16 protein-coding genes are annotated in these 16522 nt (G+C 53.4%); 8 read left to right on the top strand and 8 right to left on the bottom strand.

The features are described 5' to 3' along the window. The first annotated feature begins 72 nt into the window (after positions 1-72). From ACP7IZ_RS07675 to ACP7IZ_RS07660, 4 genes are all read left to right on the top strand, one after another. The gene (locus ACP7IZ_RS07675) at positions 73-1197 is read left to right on the top strand and encodes an AI-2E family transporter (protein WP_426848582.1); all 1125 of its coding nucleotides are present in this window, start codon (positions 73-75) and stop codon (positions 1195-1197) included. A 75-nt stretch (positions 1198-1272) separates the two neighbouring features. Beyond that, complete coding sequence (locus ACP7IZ_RS07670; RefSeq protein ID WP_426848580.1) at positions 1273-1950, top strand: response regulator transcription factor; 678 nt, start codon at positions 1273-1275, stop codon at positions 1948-1950. Positions 1951-2044: 94 nt separating this feature from the next. Next, positions 2045-2926, top strand: a complete 882-nt coding sequence (locus ACP7IZ_RS07665) for a HAMP domain-containing sensor histidine kinase (RefSeq protein WP_426848578.1) — start codon at positions 2045-2047, stop codon at positions 2924-2926. Between the two features lie 210 nt (positions 2927-3136). Next, positions 3137-3850: an SIMPL domain-containing protein gene (locus ACP7IZ_RS07660; RefSeq protein ID WP_426848576.1), complete on the top strand. Its 714-nt coding sequence runs from the start codon at positions 3137-3139 to the stop codon at positions 3848-3850. Positions 3851-3918: 68 nt separating this feature from the next. On the opposite strand, the gene infC is transcribed toward ACP7IZ_RS07660, so the two are convergent. The 4 genes from infC to ACP7IZ_RS07640 all read right to left on the bottom strand — a co-directional run bounded on the left by infC (position 3919) and on the right by ACP7IZ_RS07640 (position 8404). Then, complete coding sequence (gene infC / locus ACP7IZ_RS07655; protein ID WP_035351884.1) at positions 3919-4455, bottom strand: translation initiation factor IF-3; 537 nt, start codon at positions 4453-4455, stop codon at positions 3919-3921. Between the two features lie 155 nt (positions 4456-4610). Continuing rightward, positions 4611-6542, bottom strand: coding sequence for a threonine--tRNA ligase (gene thrS, locus ACP7IZ_RS07650; protein WP_063354455.1), 1932 nt, complete (start codon positions 6540-6542; stop codon positions 4611-4613). A gap of 45 nt (positions 6543-6587) precedes the next feature. After that, complete coding sequence (locus ACP7IZ_RS07645; protein ID WP_426848574.1) at positions 6588-7544, bottom strand: glycosyltransferase family 9 protein; 957 nt, start codon at positions 7542-7544, stop codon at positions 6588-6590. Then, the gene (locus tag ACP7IZ_RS07640; protein ID WP_426848572.1) at positions 7541-8404 is read right to left on the bottom strand and encodes a tetratricopeptide repeat protein; all 864 of its coding nucleotides are present in this window, start codon (positions 8402-8404) and stop codon (positions 7541-7543) included. The genes ACP7IZ_RS07645 and ACP7IZ_RS07640 overlap by 4 nt, the downstream gene beginning before the upstream one ends. An 88-nt stretch (positions 8405-8492) precedes the next feature. On the opposite strand from ACP7IZ_RS07640, the gene ACP7IZ_RS07635 reads away from it, so the two are divergent. From ACP7IZ_RS07635 to ACP7IZ_RS07625, 3 genes are read left to right on the top strand one after another with little or no spacing between them, the layout of a single operon-like run. After that, positions 8493-9722, top strand: a complete 1230-nt coding sequence (locus ACP7IZ_RS07635; protein ID WP_426848571.1) for a glycosyltransferase family 4 protein — start codon at positions 8493-8495, stop codon at positions 9720-9722. A 49-nt stretch (positions 9723-9771) separates the two neighbouring features. After that, positions 9772-10587, top strand: a complete 816-nt coding sequence (locus ACP7IZ_RS07630; RefSeq protein ID WP_006117493.1) for an NAD kinase — start codon at positions 9772-9774, stop codon at positions 10585-10587. Next, complete coding sequence (locus ACP7IZ_RS07625; protein WP_426848570.1) at positions 10584-11633, top strand: hypothetical protein; 1050 nt, start codon at positions 10584-10586, stop codon at positions 11631-11633. Before ACP7IZ_RS07630 ends, ACP7IZ_RS07625 begins: the two co-directional genes overlap by 4 nt. Before the next feature lie 14 nt (positions 11634-11647). Here the strand turns inward: ACP7IZ_RS07625 and ACP7IZ_RS07620 are convergent, their stop codons facing one another. The 4 genes from ACP7IZ_RS07620 to ispH are packed head-to-tail and all read right to left on the bottom strand — an operon-like array spanning position 11648 to position 15658. Beyond that, entirely contained in the window at positions 11648-13138 is a 1491-nt protein-coding gene (locus ACP7IZ_RS07620) for a hypothetical protein (RefSeq protein WP_426848569.1), read from the bottom strand. A gap of 56 nt (positions 13139-13194) precedes the next feature. Next, positions 13195-13689, bottom strand: coding sequence for a ribonuclease HI (gene rnhA, locus ACP7IZ_RS07615; RefSeq protein ID WP_426848567.1), 495 nt, complete (start codon positions 13687-13689; stop codon positions 13195-13197). Further along, positions 13673-14647, bottom strand: coding sequence for a homoserine kinase (locus ACP7IZ_RS07610; RefSeq protein WP_426848566.1), 975 nt, complete (start codon positions 14645-14647; stop codon positions 13673-13675). Before ACP7IZ_RS07610 ends, rnhA begins: the two co-directional genes overlap by 17 nt. Before the next feature lie 9 nt (positions 14648-14656). After that, positions 14657-15658, bottom strand: a complete 1002-nt coding sequence (gene ispH / locus ACP7IZ_RS07605) for a 4-hydroxy-3-methylbut-2-enyl diphosphate reductase (protein ID WP_026019375.1) — start codon at positions 15656-15658, stop codon at positions 14657-14659. Positions 15659-15879: 221 nt separating this feature from the next. Between ispH and ACP7IZ_RS07600 the strand changes: the two genes are divergently transcribed. Next, positions 15880-16485 (top strand): hypothetical protein, encoded by a 606-nt coding sequence (locus ACP7IZ_RS07600; protein ID WP_426848565.1) that lies wholly within the window; start codon positions 15880-15882, stop codon positions 16483-16485. Positions 16486-16522: the final 37 nt, after the last annotated feature.

Here is a 16522-nt window from a genome sequence, read left to right as displayed (position 1 = left end):
AGTAGCACTGCTTCCACGCCCTCCCCTTCCCAACATTCCAGCTTCAAGCAGCCTTCCGAAAGACACTTGCGCATGCCTTCAGACATCCCTTCTTCTCCTGCCACCCCTCTTGCTGGCGGGCCGTATGAAGGCAAGCCGCACTCTGCAGAGTGGCTGCAATCCATCTCCAGAATCCTGCGTATGACCTTCAGCGGCGCTGTTATTGCTCTGGTGGTCTGGTTGATGGGCGATGTGTTGATGGTTGTGTTTGCATCCGTGCTTTGTGCTGTGGTGCTGCATGGGCTGTCTAAAATTCTGGTGCGCCATCTGCGGCTGCCATATGGGTGGGCGCTCAGTGCCGTTATCTGCGGGTTAATTGGCAGTGCTGTCTTTTTGGTCTGGAACAGCGGCCCGGCCATGATCAGCGAAGCTTTGCGCCTGCAAGATGCCTTGCGCCAGCAGGAAACAGCACTGCGTAGCACTTTGCAAAGCACTCCCACAGGCCAGATGATCCTGAACTATTTGCCTGCTTCCTTGGGGGGGCATCAGGCTGGCGGTGGAGATACCAGCAGCCTTGCCTCTCTTGGCTCTCGCATTGCCGGATCCATGACAGGCATTCTGGGGTCTGCTTTTGGGGCTATCGGCACATTGCTGGTTGTGCTGATAGCCGGGTTGTATTTTGCCATGTCCCCCGCAGTTTACGCCAACGGCTTTCTACGGTTGGTGCCTGTTTCCAAACGCCCCAAAGTGCGTGATCTTCTGCTTCGGGCTGGACAGACACTTTGGGCATGGGTTGCCGGGCAATCTTTGGACATGCTGGTAGTTGGCACGCTTTCTGGCCTTGGCCTGTGGTTTATTGGCGTGCCTTTGGCGTTGGCGCTGGGTGTGCTTGCTGGGTTGTGTAACTTTATCCCCTATATTGGCGCCATTATGGGAGCCGTTCCTGCGTTGCTGCTGGCACTTTCTCTTGGCACGCGGGAAACCATTATGGTGGCTGTACTTTATAGCGTGATCCAGTTTCTAGAAGGTAATGTGCTGGCCCCGGTTATTCAGCGCCACGCCGTACAAATGCCCCCTGCTCTTACAGTTTTGTCACAGACGCTTTTTGGCGCCATCTTGGGTTTTCCAGGCCTGATTTTTGCCTCTCCGCTTACGGCTGTGTTGATGGCGACATTGGATGGCCTTACCCCCAAGCTGGATGAAAAAGACCAGATTTAAACGCGGACCGTGACATGAATGTATATTTATCGTAAGGTTTTGGTAATACGCTCTGGATAATGTAAGGTCTGGATCATGCGCGTTCTTCTTGTTGAAGACGATCAAACAGTTCGCAATTTTATAGCCAAAGGCCTTGCAGAAGCTGGGCACTTGGTTGAACAGGCTGAAGATGGCAAAAGCGGGTTATCTCTTGCCGCCAGCGAAAAGTTTGATGTGATCATTCTAGATCGCATTCTGCCGGGTGGTGTTGAGGGCCTTCATATCCTGCAAACATTGCGGAACCAAAATAACTTAACCCCTGTACTCCTTCTTTCCGCCTTAGCTGATGTGGATGAAAAAGTGGCCGGACTAAAAGCCGGAGGGGATGATTACGTTACAAAACCCTTCTCATTTTCCGAGCTTCAGGCACGTCTGGAAGCGCTAGTGCGCCGTAACAGAAACGAGGCCCAACCGCAGACGCGCCTTACTATTGGAGATCTGGAAATAGATCTGCTCTCGCGCAATGTGCGACGTGCTGGCCAGAAGATTGAATTGCAACCGCGTGAATTCCGCCTATTGGAATTTTTGATGCGCCATGCCGGTCAGGTTGTTACGCGCACCATGCTGCTTGAAGGCGTGTGGGATTACCATTTTGACCCCCAGACAAACGTCATTGACGTGCATATTTCCCGCCTACGCCAAAAAATAGACAGACCGTTCCACCATCCGCTGGTTCATACCATCCGTAATGCAGGATACATGCTGCAAGAATGAACATTTCTTGCGGCCAAAGGATCAGATAAAAACCTTTTTATGCGGTTTAAATTGGCAAGCCTATCTTTACCGTTTTGAGTGAGTGATCTGCGAAATGTTCCAACGCATTATTCATCTCATTCACAAAACTACGGCCGCCATCACTCATGGCAATCTCTCACAGCGCATCCCACTCACCGGAAACGGAAATGAAGGGGATGAGGTTGCCGCCGCCATAAATACCATGCTGGATAGTATCAGCCAGCAGATGGATAACGTACGACAAACTTCCAACGCCATTGCGCATGATCTGCGTGCCCCTATTGCCCGCGCACGTTCCCAACTGGAAGATGGAGCCTTACACGCACGCACTGAAGCTGAACTACGCACAGCCATTGACCGTGCTATTGAGCAGCTTGACCATGTGACCAGTATTTGTGACGCACTGTTACGTATTACGCAGATAGAAGCTGGAGGCCGCCATTCGGCCTTTAGCCAGTTTGATCTGCTGCCTGCCCTACGGGATGTTCTGGAACTTTACACCGCTGTTGCGGAAGATCGTGGAATAACAATCAAGACCATTTTTCCCGAAAAACTTCCGTTTTATGGTGATCGCGCCATGTTCCAGCAAGCCATTGCCAATGTGTTGGACAACGCCATTAAATTTTCTCCGCCCAAAGGCGTCATTGCCTGCTCCGCCCAGCTTGTTCTACCCTCCCCTCATTCAGAAAATGACGGTATCGTAGAAATCACCATAACTGACCACGGCGTAGGTATGACGCCACAAGACATGCCACATGCCACACAACGTTTCTTTCGGGCCGAGCAGACACACCATATTTCAGGCTCTGGTCTTGGGCTTTCTCTTGTGCAGGCAATTGTGCAACGTCATGGTGGCCAACTTCATCTAGCCAACAACAATCCGGGGTTAATCGTGCATATTGAGGTACCCTTGCCTCGCACTAAAATCAGTAAGATTATGGAAATTAATCGTTAATCTAACGTTTTTGATACAATTATCCCTTTGCCGCAGATACATTGCCTTTCTGCCTTGAACTTGCCCTACTGATAGATTGTTATCGCAGTAGTAAGTATTCACCTGTGGTGGACAGCCTCAGAAAAAAGCGCTGCTCTTTGCCAACGGGGAAACATCTAACTTCATTCATTTTTGCCCAACAACTTTGACATCAAAAGGAAACACCCGCTGATGCGTTTTTATTCTCGCTCCATGTTGTTCCTGCTTTCCGCAAGTTCCTGCGCATTCATGGCAATGCTCTCCCCAGCTCATGCGGAAGATACAAATACTTTTACCAAGCTTGAGCTTTCTGCTTCTGGCACAACAGATTCCGCCCCAGATCAGCTTACCGCCACATTCCGGGCAGAAGCACGTAACAAAAATGCAGCAACAGCCCAGCAGGCTGTAAATGCGCTAGTGCAGAAGATTACCGAACAGACCGGCAAAAATGATGCCGTGCAGTTGGCGATAACAGGGTACGATGTTTCTGAAACGCGCCCAGACAAAGAACCCGCTTTTTGGACAGCTACCCAGAGATTGAGCCTGAAAGCCCAGAATGGCAACGCGCTCCTGCCCTTAGCCGGACAGTTGCAGGCAAATGGCCTTATTCTGGAAAGTCTGGATTGGTCTATTTCTGATGACAAGCGTGAAGATCTGCTGCTGGATGCAGAAAAGAACGCCATTGCCGAGCTAAAAAAGCAGGCAGACACGGTGGCTGCATCTCTGGGCTTGCATGTCGTGCGCTTTTCAAACGTAACTATATCTGAAAACCCCATCATACGCCCCATGCCTATGATGATGTCCATGGCGCGCAGTGCAGATGCCCCGGCAGCAGCGCCATCCAGCACCGCACAAACCCAGCATGTTCGCGCAAACGCGCGTGCAACTATCCTGCTTGGTCCGTAAAACAGAAAACCCCTGCTTCCTTAATAAGAAAGCAGGGGTTTTACTGGCAATCAGACTAAAAACACGGTTTAGCGCGGGGCCAGAACCATGATCATCTGGCGGTTTTCAAGGCGTGGCATCTGCTCCACCTTGGCAACCTCATCCATTTCGCCACGAATGCGTTCCAGAACCTTAATACCCAGTTCCTGATGCGCCATTTCACGACCACGGAAGCGCAGCGTAACCTTTACCTTGTCACCTTCACCAATAAAGGTTTTCACAGCACGCATTTTAACCTGGTAGTCATTTTCGTCGATATTCGGACGAACCTTGACTTCCTTGATTTCAATGACCTTCTGCTTCTTTTTGGCTTCGTTGCGCTTTTTCTGCTGTTCGTATTTGAACTTGCCGTAATCAAGAATCTTCGCAACAGGCGGCTCGGCATTCGGGCTTATTTCTAGAAGATCCAACCCAACACTATACGCTTTTGCCAAAGCATCGCGCACGGTCATAATACCGGCCATTTCGCCATTTTCATCAATAAGGCGAACCTGCGGCACACGGATTTCTTCATTCACTCGCGGCCCTTCTCGGCTGGGCGGCGCGGGATACGGTGATCTGGCTATGGTCGGCTCCTGTAGTACATTTCAATAATTTGCAGAGGCACCTTTTGGGCGCTTCTACCTGTTGTTAGTATGTGCGCAATTATCTGCGCTTTATCAAGCAGGGCAAGCACAAAAACATCTTCATTGCTGCCCTGCTGTGACAAGAAAACTCCGCTTCACCCTTTTTTGCGCAAATCTGGCGGCGTTGCCTCATTTTTCAGGCGTGCAACCGCATCATTCAAGCTCAGAGTCTCCTGCGCCTGCGTGCCAAGACGGCGCATGGCAACGGTGTGCTCTTCTGCTTCACGCCGGCCAACTACCAGAATCACCGGAACACGCGCCACGCTGTGTTCGCGCACTTTGGCGTTGATCTTGTCATTCCGCACATCGGCTTCCACAGCCAGCCCGGCTTCACGCAAAGCGGCAGCCACTTCCTCTGCATAAGGTGCGGCGTCACTTACAATAGAGGCCACCACCACCTGCACAGGCGCCAACCAGAGCGGGAAACGCCCTGCGTGCTGTTCGATCAGAATACCAAGGAACCGCTCAAAAGATCCTAGAATGGCACGATGCAACATAACGGGGCGATGCCGCCCGGAGTCTTCACCAATATAACTAGCATCGAGTCGTTCAGGCAGAACCAGATCAACCTGCAAGGTGCCGCACTGCCAATCACGCCCAATGGCATCACGCAGCACAAATTCCAGTTTGGGGCCGTAGAATGCGCCCTCACCAGGGTTGTGTTCGTATTCCACACCCGCCACGGTGCAGGCTTCTTTCAGGGCGTTTTCAGCCTTGTCCCACACCTCATCGCTGCCAGCACGCTGTTCTGGGCGATCTGCAAACTTTACGCGCACATGCTCAAAGCCCAGATCCTGATACACATCGTGCAGCATTTTCACGAAACGCACGGTTTCATCTGCAATCTGATCTTCAGTGCAGAAAATATGCGCATCATCCTGCGTAAAGCCGCGCACGCGCATTAGGCCATGCAATGCGCCAGAAGGCTCATACCGGTGGCACGCGCCAAATTCCGCCATACGCAGCGGCAGCTCACGGTAAGAGCGCAGGCCATGACGGAAAATCTGTACGTGGCAAGGGCAGTTCATAGGCTTGAGTGCGAGGGTTTTGTTTTCGTCCTCAACCGTCGCAATGAACATGTGATGGCGGTATTTGTCCCAGTGGCCAGAAGCCTCCCACAGTGCGCGGTCAACAAGCTGTGGCGTGCGCACTTCCTGATAACCGTGGCGTGTCTGAGCACGGCGCATGTAATCCTGCAACGCCGTATAAAGCCGCCAGCCTTTGGCATGCCAGAACACCTGCCCCACGGCTTCTTCCTGAAAATGGAACAGGCCCATTTCCTTACCGATCCGGCGATGATCGCGCTTTTCTGCTTCTTCCAGTTGGTGCAGATGCGCGTCTAGCTCCTTCTGATCACGCCATGCCGTGCCGTAAACACGGGTGAGCATGGGGTTACGATGGTCCCCACGCCAATAGGCGCCAGCCACCTTCATCAGCTTGAAAGCGTTACCAACATCCTTGGTGGTGCGCAGATGCGGGCCTCGGCACAAATCCAGCCATTCACCCTGCCGATAGATGGAAATTTCTTCATCTTCCGGCAGATCGCGAATCAGCTCGGCTTTGAACTTTTCACCGCGATCTTCAAAAAACTGGATCGCATCATCGCGCTTCCAGACTTCGCGCACAAACGGTTCAGCCTTGGCGACAATTTCCCGCATTTTAGCTTCAATGGCCGCGAAATCTTCCGGGGAGAACGGTTCGGAACGATAGAAATCGTAATAGAAGCCGTTTTCAATGGACGGACCGATTGTAACCTGAGTGCCCGGGTACAGCGCCTGCACGGCTTCGGCCAGCACATGCGCGGCATCGTGCCGGATAAGCTCCAGAGATTCCGGATCTTTGCGGGTAATAAAGCGAAGGGCGGCATCTTTCTGGATGGTCTGGCGGATATCGCACAGCTTTCCATCCACTTCCATGGCCAGTGCGGCTTTAGCAAGACCGGGGCCGATAGCTTCCGCCACCGTCGTGCCTGTTACCGGCCCGTCAAAACTACGAACAGAACCGTCAGGCAAGGTAATGGCGGGCATGGTCAAAGGCTCCAGAAAAGAAAATCAGAAACTGATAGAAGATGCTTAATGACGCCACCAGAGCGCGGCTGCAACCCTTTGCACACAAAGCAATGCAAGATCACGCACACGGAGTACGCGCACCTGCCCTGCCCGCCACCCTAAAGGAGCCGTAAGCGCGGGGTTACTATCCGCAGAAAACAGCACAACACAGCGGCAGCCCATAACGGCAGCCAAATGCATTGGGCCTGTATCATTCCCCACAGCGCATTGCGCCCGCGCTGCCAGCCCTGCAAGTTCTGGCAAAGTGGTCTGGCCCATTAAATTTAGGGCTTGTGGGCAATAAGACAGAATATCCTTTGCCAAGGGCTGTTCAGTTTCATGCCCCACCAATACTGGGCACAAACCACGCCGGGCAATTTCTGCCGCCAGCTCACCATACCGTCTGGCAGGCCAGCGTTTGGCTGGCCGATGCACGGCTGCCCCCGGCACAATCAGCACATAGGGGGTATCAAGCTTTGGCCCTTTATCACGCAACCATGAAACATCTGGCTGCGGCACATTTTCTATGCCAGCCATACGCAACTGATCACGCTGGCGGGCACGCGTGTGCATCTCATCCCGCCATGGGTTTAAATGGGCAAGCTTGCCCTCTCCTACATGCCCACACCATGAAGCGGGCCGTCCTGCCAGCACAAAATAACGCGCTGTACGGGCTGATGTCTGTAGATCATAAACCCGGTCATACCCGCGCAACATCTTACGCAGTGCGCATATTTGCGGCACATTTGCCCAATGTGGGCGTGTATCCGTAAGAACTTCATTAAACCAAGGTGAAAGCTGGGCCAGTTCAACAAACGGCGCTGTTGTAAGCAAAGTGATATGTGCAGCAGGATATGCCTGCCGGATGGCCTGAAACGGGCCAAAACTTTGCACGAAATCTCCCAACGCCCCCAAACGGATAACAAGAATACGTTGCGGGGGAGCCCCTTGGGGTTTTTCAGAATGTATCAAATGGCTCATGGTGTATCCGGATCTGCGGCCATAACAGCAAGATCCTGCCGAGCCAGATCTGCTTCATGACTATCTGGCGCCAGATCAAGCACGCGCTGCCAGTCTGCCTGTGCGCCGGTGGCATCCCCTTTGCGTTCACGCACAATGCCGCGTTCCAGCAAAGCTGCCGGGTTTTCCGGCTCTATTTCCAAAGCATGTGCTACGTGCATGGCCGCAGCATCAAGCTGGCCTGCGCGACGTTCCGCCGATGCTAGCAAAACATACCCTTCGGCTCCAATATCTGGCTTTTTAGCCACCAGCGCAGAGAGTTCTTTCACCACCACATCGGCCTGATCCTGCGCCAGCAAAGCGCGAGCACGTAACAGGTGCAGGCGGGTATCATCCTCAAACGCCAGCCCATACTCTACACTGCGCAAAGCTTTTTCTGGTTGCCCAGCAGAAAGCCAGGCATCCGCGGCATCTTCCTCCAGCCCGGCCCGAAAGCTGGAAGGCGCGCGCTCTGCGTGCTCTATGGGCTGGTGTGCAAGTTCATCCAGTTCCGCTGCTGCACTTTCTTCATCCCCGGCTTCCAGCAATGCCAAGGCATGACAATGCTTGGCTTCCTGCCCTCCGTTACCGTGGCGCTCCCAGTCCAGTGCGTAATCTCTTGCGCCAAATGGATCATCCCCCACCATGGCCATACAAGCTTCTACAGACCATTTCTGCCCGTTTACTGGCGCGGATGTAGCCGCAGCATGGCCGCGTGCTGTAGCCGCCATAACTGGGGCGGAAACAAGCAACGCTGTACCTGCAACCACGCAGGGAAGATGCCGCCGTGTAGGCACAAAAGAAAACTTCATCCTGCCTCCATAACAAACAGGTTCATTCACGCACAGGCCGGGAACCTGAAAAGGAAGAACAGTTCTGCCCTACTGATCTTATGGCACAAAATGTGCAAATTATGATAACACCCTGTTCATGAGCAGTTTTCTGGCCTCTGCCTCCATCCTGCAAATCCTGCCCGCTCTGGAGCAGGGCGGAGTGGAAAGAGGCACCATAGAAATGGCGCAGGCCATTACGCAAGCTGGGGGCAAGGCGCTTGTCATCAGCGCTGGTGGGCGTATGGAACCTCTGCTGCGGCATAGTGGCGCAGAGCACATTACCCTTCCCGATTGCGGCAGCCGAAATCCTTTGAAGATTGCCAAAAACAGTCATTTCCTCAGCAACATTATTCGCCAGCACAATGTGCAACTTGTTCATGCCCGGTCCCGCGCGCCTGCATGGGTGGCCAAAATGGCCTGCAAGCGCACACAAACGCCCTTTGTAACAACATGGCATGGCGTGCACGCCAACACCTTTCCCGGCAAGCGGCACTACAACGCTGTTTTAGCATCTGGGGACCGCGTTATTGCCATTAGCAACCACATCGCCCAGCGCCTTGCGGAAGACTATCATGTCGGGCCAGATCGGCTGCGTACTATCCCGCGCGGGGCAGATACCGATCAGTTTTCGCCGCAAATGGTATCCGGCCAGCGTGTGCACCGTCTGGTAGAAGCATGGGCACTTCCGGCTGATGCACCGGTTATTCTTATGCCCGGCAGACTAACAGCCTGGAAAGGCCAGAGCCTTGTGCTGGATGCGCTGGCGCAACTTCTAGACCTTTTGCCAGATATAAACTGGCATTGCGTGTTTGCTGGCGGGTGCTCGCCCGAAGATAAATATGCGCAGGAACTCAGTACAAAAGCGGCACAATTAGGCCTGACTGACCGCGTGCGCTTTGCAGGCCATTGCGATGATATGCCTGCCGCCATGATGCTTGCCAACATGGTGGTTGTGCCCTCCCTCCGCCCTGAACCTTTTGGCCGTGTGGTGGTGGAGGCGCAGGCCATGTGTTGCCCGGTTATTGTGGCGCATCATGGTGCAGCAGTAGAAACCGTTGCCCATGGCCAAACGGGCTTTAGCTTTGCCCCAGAAAACGCCAACGAACTGGCACAGACCATTTATGACGTGCTGGTTGCGCCCCCAGAAATTCTGGAAGCTATCGGATACACCGCACGCCAGATGGTACTGAGCCATTACAGCACCTTTGCCATGCAACATGCCACACTGGCTGTGTATGATGAACTGCTTGGCACCACTCTGGCAGAACACTTTGCTGGCATTAAAAATGACCCTGCCCTCTTTCAGGAACCAACATTTGCGGGATAAGGAAGAAAGACTTTAATTTTCCTGACCTGGAAGGAAGCAGGACACAGACATGACTGCTACTTCTCTTACAACCCCGCCCTCCATTTTTATGCGGCCTCCGCAACATCTGGCTTTTATGGCGGCCCCTACAGAAACCGCCCGTGATGAGCTTGACCGGCTGGTGACCCGTTATGGCAACTGCCACCCCGGTGAAGCAGACGTGGTGATCTGTTTGGGCGGTGATGGTTTTATGCTGGAAACCCTGCGCGTTATTCTGGAAGCCGGGCTGACAACCCCAGTTTATGGCATGAACTGTGGTTCCGTGGGGTTTTTGATGAACCCTACGGATGAAGAAGATCTTCCTTACAGATTGGCGCACGCACAGGCTGCAATCATTCACCCTTTACGCATGAAAGCCGTAACGGCACATGGCGAAGCACATGAAGCACTGGCGCTGAATGACGTTTATCTGTTCCGCCAGACACGACAGGCCGCCAAATTACGCATTGATGTGGACAGGCTGGTGCGCATTCCCGAGTTGATTTGTGATGGCGCTTTATTGGCCACCCCAGCCGGTTCCACCGCTTATAACCTTTCTGCCCACGGGCCTATTGTGCCACTTTCTGGCAACTTGCTTCCGCTTACCCCTATCTGCCCCTTTCGCCCACGCCGCTGGCGCGGGGCACTTCTGCCCTCCTCGGCCCATGTCGGTTTTAGTGTTCTGGAACACGACAAGCGCCCGGTTGCAGCCGTTGCCGATTCGATAGAAATTCGGGATGTTGTTTCTGTGCAGGCGTGGGAAGACCGTGAATTGGCCGTAACCTTGTTGTTTGACCCTGGGCAAACCCTTTCTGAACGTATTGCAGCGGAACAGTTTTCTGCATGATGCCGCAGTGTGGCCGCTTTCAGGCACCAAAAGCAGGTTCCCTCTGGTCTTCTTCCTCTTTTTCTGGATTAGTCTTCCATTTAATGCAGAACATGTTTCCTTTCTCTCGCCGCCTTGTCCTTTTGTGTGCCGCAAGCTTGCTTGCCACCAGCGCGGTTTCACATGCTCAGATTGTTACCAACAGTCAGGCTCTGGACAGTTTGGGCGGAGCAGCACCCGTAACCGCGCCCACAACACCTGCGGCACCTGTGCATGAAGCGGTACCTCGCCGGGCAACAACGCCTGCGCATACTGAAACGCGCCGCCGCGTAGTGGAAAAGCCGCAAGCTTCCACAGCACAGAAAAAAGAAACATCCAGCGTAAAAAACACGCAGCCCGCCGCAGCAGCGCCTAAAAGTGCACCTGCCCCCAAGCCAGTTACCAAGCCCCCGGTTGAAGCCAAACCAGCCGCCGCACCCGCACCCGCACCCGCACCCGCACCCGCACCCGCACCCGCACCCGCACCCGTGGCTAAAGCCGCACCTGCCCCGACGCAAGACAGCAAAAGCGTAGCACCTGCGGCCCAGCCACATAAACCGCCACCGCCAGCAACAATACCAAATGCCCCACCTCCGCTGCCGCAGCTTACCCCTGCCCCATCAGACGTGGAAACCCATCCCTTTCCGGTGCCTCCGCAGCCAACTGTGGATTTAAAAGCCCCAGGCACCGTGACACCTATTGAAGGCGGTGTACGCATTACCTTTGCGCCAGATGCGGCAACACTTAACCCAGAAACACATCAGGCCATTCTGGCATTTGGGCAGCGTTTGTCTGACAAACCGCATGAACGCGCCCTGATAGATGCCTACAGTTCCGGCGCTGTAGATGATCCATCATTGCCGCGGCGTATGGCATTGGCCCGTGGGTTGGCTGCGCGCAGCGTGCTCATGAATGGTGGCACACCCTCTACCCGCATTTACGTGCGCGTTATTGGCCTGCCCAAACAATCCGCACCCAACACACCGCAGGATTATATTGATATTTATCAGTCTGACGTTGTGCCCTAAAAACGAGCATCTTTTCAGTTTTCAGGCACCTTAAAGGGGTGTGACCATACCAGCAGCATATTGCTGCCTATGCGTATTCCTTTTTGTGCAGGCCCAAACTGTGTTTGAGCCTGCGCGGCCTGATCTGCACTTTCACACACAATAAAATTGCCACCCGTTTCATACCATTGTCGCTTGCTGAGGGTATGAAACGCTTTGATGCCTGATGGCGTGACCTCAATAGGCGCAAGCCGTGCCTGAAATGGCAGACTATTGCGGGCAGCGCTCCAGTATGGCGCAAAACCCTGCTTCAGGCCCATTTGTTCCAGAGCGTGGTTTACGGCAAAGTTCTGGTTTGCTGCCGCATACCCTAAAACGGGACGTGGCAGAATTGTTGCCGCATACAAAATACAGCAGCCACCAAACAGAAAGCCATAACCACACGGCACCTGCGCATGCCGAACAACTAGCAAAACAGACAACAGGCATGGAAAAACCAGATAACGGAATGACTGCTCATCCATTGTCAGTTCGCCAAAAATAAAGGCTGCCAACATAATAAGAATAGCGAGGGCGGCTGAAAGATCAAACAGCGTCCATTGCCGGTTTTTACGCAGCACATGAAAGCAGCACCACACCGTGCCACCTGCACACATCAGATGAAACAGCTCACGCCCAGAGCCAGAAAGCGTTATCGGCTTTCCAAAAAAATCGGCACCAAAATACTGTAAGAAGCCGGAAAACAGAACGCTTAGATTATACGAAGCCCGACTTTGTGAACCAAAAGATGAACTCCACAACCCCGGCACATGGAACGCTCCATTATGGGCAAGCACTGTTTTAATAACGTGCTCCAGCAGCAAGGCCCCCACCATGCTGCTGGCAATTCCGCAATATCTTGGGCTGCGTTGTTCAAGACTACATCCGATAGCCGCCAGAATAATCGGCAAAGCTAGAGTATATTTAACCAGATCATCACTGCTCAGGAGCAGGGCGACAAACAGGACAGTGCCGCTCCAACGCGTACAAATTCCGAATACGCTTTTAGGTTGTAACCATTGCGGTTTGCGTAACCACATCAGCCAAAACAGCAACATGCCCACATATGCGCCGACATGATAACAGGGCGACAACACCAGATGGATAGCAAAAGCGCTCGGCGCCCCTAACAAAACCAGAAGCGGCCACCCGGCACTGCCCTTTGCCGAACGTACGATACAAAACGCCAGCAACATAGCAACAGCCCACAACATGGCTGGCACAATGTAATAAAAAGACACATGCCAACCAAATAGGCCGAACACCACAACATAAGGCAGTATTTCAGTAAAATAGAAGGACTGGGTAGAAAGATCCCACCCTTTCAGCAAAACATTGCCGTGCAGAATATCCTGCGCGGCCAGCAAGGTCGAAACACTGTCTGAATTAAAAGGCTGCGTCATACCCAAAGCGGTATAAAGCAGCGTTAAAACCACAAACGCCACCAAATAGCCTACTACGTTTTGGTATGTTTTGCGTTCAACCACAGTGGCTTTCCCTCGCAATGCCTCATGAAAAAACCGGCCTTTCAGCCGGTTTGTTTTTAGCTCTCTAAAAGAGACTGTTCTATTTTTTCTCGGGCTTCTGTTGCGAGTTGGTCCACCCGTTCATTTTCTGGCACGCCGGAATGTCCCTTGACCCAGTGCCATGAGACTTCATGCCGCTTGGAGACATCTAGCAGCCTGCGCCATAAATCCATATTGGCAACCGGATCACCCGATGCATTGCGCCAATTGCGCCTTACCCACCCTGTATGCCACCGGGTAATGCCATTGCGCACATATTCACTATCTGTGTGCAAATTCACCACACAAGGGCGCGTAAGAGCTTCCAGCGCTTCTGCTGCGGCTGTTAGCTCCATACGGTTGTTGGTGGTTTCACGCTCACCGCCAGAGAGTTCTCGTTCCACGCCTTTGCAGCGTAGCAGAACACCCCAGCCACCGGGGCCAGGGTTTGGGCGGCATCCACCATCCGTCCAGATTTCAACCGCCAGAGCAGGTTGTTCTGTTGCGCTGGTATTTTCAGAATCCGTAGGCATCAGCACTTTCCGTTTCCAGATGGAAGCGCAGGCGCTTCAGATAATCCATAGGATTTTTAGGCGTTACCAAGGCATCTGCTGGCGTGTTGATCCAGTCATACAACCGGGTCAGCAAAAAGCGCATAGCCGCACCTCTGGCCAGAACAGGCATAAGCTTGCGTTCTGCTGGCTCCAATGGGCGTATTTCCTCATACCCTTGCATCATATGCCGGGCAAAGGTGATGTTAAACGCCCCATCGGCCTGAAAGCACCATGCGTTCAAACAAATGGCAATGTCGTAAGCCAGAAAATCCGTGCAGGCGAAATAGAAATCAATCACGCCTGAAACTGCATGATCCAGAAAGAAAACGTTATCAGGAAACATGTCTGCATGAATCTGCCCACGCGGCAGCAGCGGGTTATTCCCCCGCCCCGGCCAAAACGGCAGAATATGCTCCAGTGCATTTTGCAGTTCATCCCGCAAACCTGCACACACGTTATCTGCACCTGCACCGCAGCTTTCTAGCAGCGCAAACCACGCATCTGGCCCCAAACCATTCTGACGTTCCGGCTTATAGGAACGCCCCGCCACATGCAGTTGTGCCAAAGCACGCCCCAATGGACGACAATGCTCCAGCCTGACAACACGCGGCCAAACGCCGGGCAAGAATGTGGTAATGGCAGCGGGCCTGCCTGCCAGTGTTTTGAGCACGTGGCCCTGCGAATCAGCCACAGGCTGGGGGCATGTTACCCCCTCACGCGCCAGATGCTGCATAAGCCCTAAAAACCAAGGCAGATCCTGCGCATTCACCCGTTTTTCGTACAGGGTAAGAATGTAATCTCCATCTGTTGTACGCAGTTGGAAATTACTGTTCTCTACCCCTTCGGCAATACCGCGAAACGCAACCAGAGACCCTATGGCGTAATCCTGTAAAAACGCTTCTAGGGCCTCGTTCCCAACGTCCGTATAAACGGCCATGCAGCACCTTTAGCCTAGCGGTGCGGGAAGGCGGAACGTTACGTTTTCTTCCTTCACAATCCGCTCTTCAATGCACAGCGTATAACGCTTGGCCATTTCTGCCAGCATTTCCTGCACCAATGCTTCCGGCGCAGAAGCACCAGCCGTAATACCCAGCGTGTTTACGCCTTCCAGCACGGACCAATCCAGAGAATCCAGACGAGGCACCAAAAGCGCACGCGGTGTGCCAGAGCGTTCCGCTACTTCACGCAGACGCTGAGAATTGGAAGAATTGGGAGAGCCAATAACAATCACCAGATCGCATTCAGGCGCAATGGTTTTAACGGCTTCCTGACGGTTTGTGGTGGCGTAGCAGATATCTTCGCGCTTTGGCCCTTCAATCAGCGGGAACCGCGCACGCAGAATATCCACAATTTCTGCCGTATCATCCACGGAAAGCGTTGTCTGAGTGATAAAGGCCAGACGTGTTGGATCTTCCGGCTCTACCGTGCGGGCTTCTTCTGCATCGTTAATCAGCGTCATGGCACCCGGTGGCAGTTGGCCCATTGTGCCCACCACTTCTGGGTGGCCTGCATGGCCAATCATCAGGATATGGCGGCTTTCTGGCCCACCACCGGCAAAATGACGCTCAGCTTCACGATGCACCTTGGAAACCAGCGGACATGTGGCATCTAGATACAGAAGGTTACGGCGTTCGGCCTCAACAGGCACGGTTTTTGGCACGCCATGAGCAGAGAAAACAACGTGGCCATCTACGGGAACTTCATCCAGTTCCTCAACAAAAATGGCGCCTTGTGCTTCCAGCTCTTCCACCACTGTCCGGTTATGGACAATTTCATGGCGGACATAAACAGGCGCACCGTAGCGGCGGATAGCTTCTTCCACCACACGGATGGCACGGTCCACCCCTGCGCAGAAACCACGTGGGCCTGCCAGCAGAACCTTAAGAGATCTGCCGTGCTGAGCATCTGCGCTCTGGGGCGGGGTAAGGGTATCAGTTTGATCGGGCATGGTGTTCCCCAAAGTTGCAGCGGACTGTATAGAAGAAAACTGGCTATGAAGAAGCATATTGAAAACAGGCTATGCCCGAAACCCATAAAGGTGACGGAAGTTGTGGCCTACGCAAAGGACGCATGGGATGCAACCCGTTTTACGGCATCAAAGCCTTGAAAAACATACCTATCCGGGTGTGATGGCTGCTATCTGCTGTGTTCAACCCGTTTTAACCGATAATGCCGGATCCATACATGTTCCTTAATCACAACCAACGGCGCAGCCTGTTCCCCCGTATTGCCGCTCCGGGTCTGGCAGCTCTTGGGCTGCTGGCCACACTTGGCGGCTGCGGTGATGGTGAAAGCAAATCCATGGATTTTGCGCCCACCTGCCCCATTACGCATATTCCATCCGAAGCCGCAGATTACTACCTCTACCAAGGCAAGGGGACGGGCTTTAAGAATATGATCGCCCGCGCCAGCATCCTGCAATTACAGGGGGATTGCCTTGCCGCTGGCCCCAAGGATCTGAAAACCCGAATCGTGTTGCGCTTTGTGATCGAACGCGGCCCAGCGGCGGCAGCCAATACGCTTACCCTACCGTGGTTTATTGCCGTGCTGCATGGAGACAGAATTGTGAACAAGCATGTCTTCCACCACACCGTGTCCTTCCCGGCCAACCTCTCCACCTTTGAAGACGATACAAAGGTGATCACGGTGGATCTGCCCATTCCACCCAAAAACGTGGATTCAGATTATCGGTTTGAAATTGGTTTTCAGCTGACCAAGGATCAGCTTGAATATAATCAGGTTCATCTTAAACGCGCGGCTTATCAGGCTTACTGAGGTAAGCCACCTTACTTTGCTGGGGGCTTTTGGCGCA

It is taken from the genome of Acetobacter sp. AAB5 (genome assembly GCF_050106715.1).
Taxonomy (GTDB): Bacteria; Pseudomonadota; Alphaproteobacteria; order Acetobacterales; family Acetobacteraceae; genus Acetobacter; species Acetobacter oryzifermentans.
The sequence above is the reverse complement of the archived record's forward strand: the minus strand, read 5'-3'. Positions and strand labels throughout refer to the sequence as shown.

Bases quoted from the DNA above. Each gene is read 5' to 3' on its own strand.
- ACP7IZ_RS07675 (WP_426848582.1), top strand. From the start codon at position 73: ATGCCTTCAGACATCCCTTCTTCTCCTGCCACCCCTCTTGCTGGCGGG.
- ACP7IZ_RS07670 (WP_426848580.1), top strand. From the start codon at position 1,273: ATGCGCGTTCTTCTTGTTGAAGACGATCAAACAGTTCGCAATTTTATA.
- ACP7IZ_RS07665 (WP_426848578.1), top strand. From the start codon at position 2,045: ATGTTCCAACGCATTATTCATCTCATTCACAAAACTACGGCCGCCATC.
- ACP7IZ_RS07660 (WP_426848576.1), top strand. From the start codon at position 3,137: ATGCGTTTTTATTCTCGCTCCATGTTGTTCCTGCTTTCCGCAAGTTCC.
- thrS (WP_063354455.1), bottom strand. From the start codon at position 6,542: ATGCCCGCCATTACCTTGCCTGACGGTTCTGTTCGTAGTTTTGACGGG.
- ACP7IZ_RS07645 (WP_426848574.1), bottom strand. From the start codon at position 7,544: ATGAGCCATTTGATACATTCTGAAAAACCCCAAGGGGCTCCCCCGCAA.
- ACP7IZ_RS07635 (WP_426848571.1), top strand. From the start codon at position 8,493: ATGAGCAGTTTTCTGGCCTCTGCCTCCATCCTGCAAATCCTGCCCGCT.
- ACP7IZ_RS07630 (WP_006117493.1), top strand. From the start codon at position 9,772: ATGACTGCTACTTCTCTTACAACCCCGCCCTCCATTTTTATGCGGCCT.
- ACP7IZ_RS07625 (WP_426848570.1), top strand. From the start codon at position 10,584: ATGATGCCGCAGTGTGGCCGCTTTCAGGCACCAAAAGCAGGTTCCCTC.
- rnhA (WP_426848567.1), bottom strand. From the start codon at position 13,689: ATGCCTACGGATTCTGAAAATACCAGCGCAACAGAACAACCTGCTCTG.
- ACP7IZ_RS07610 (WP_426848566.1), bottom strand. From the start codon at position 14,647: ATGGCCGTTTATACGGACGTTGGGAACGAGGCCCTAGAAGCGTTTTTA.
- ispH (WP_026019375.1), bottom strand. From the start codon at position 15,658: ATGCCCGATCAAACTGATACCCTTACCCCGCCCCAGAGCGCAGATGCT.
- ACP7IZ_RS07600 (WP_426848565.1), top strand. From the start codon at position 15,880: ATGCCGGATCCATACATGTTCCTTAATCACAACCAACGGCGCAGCCTG.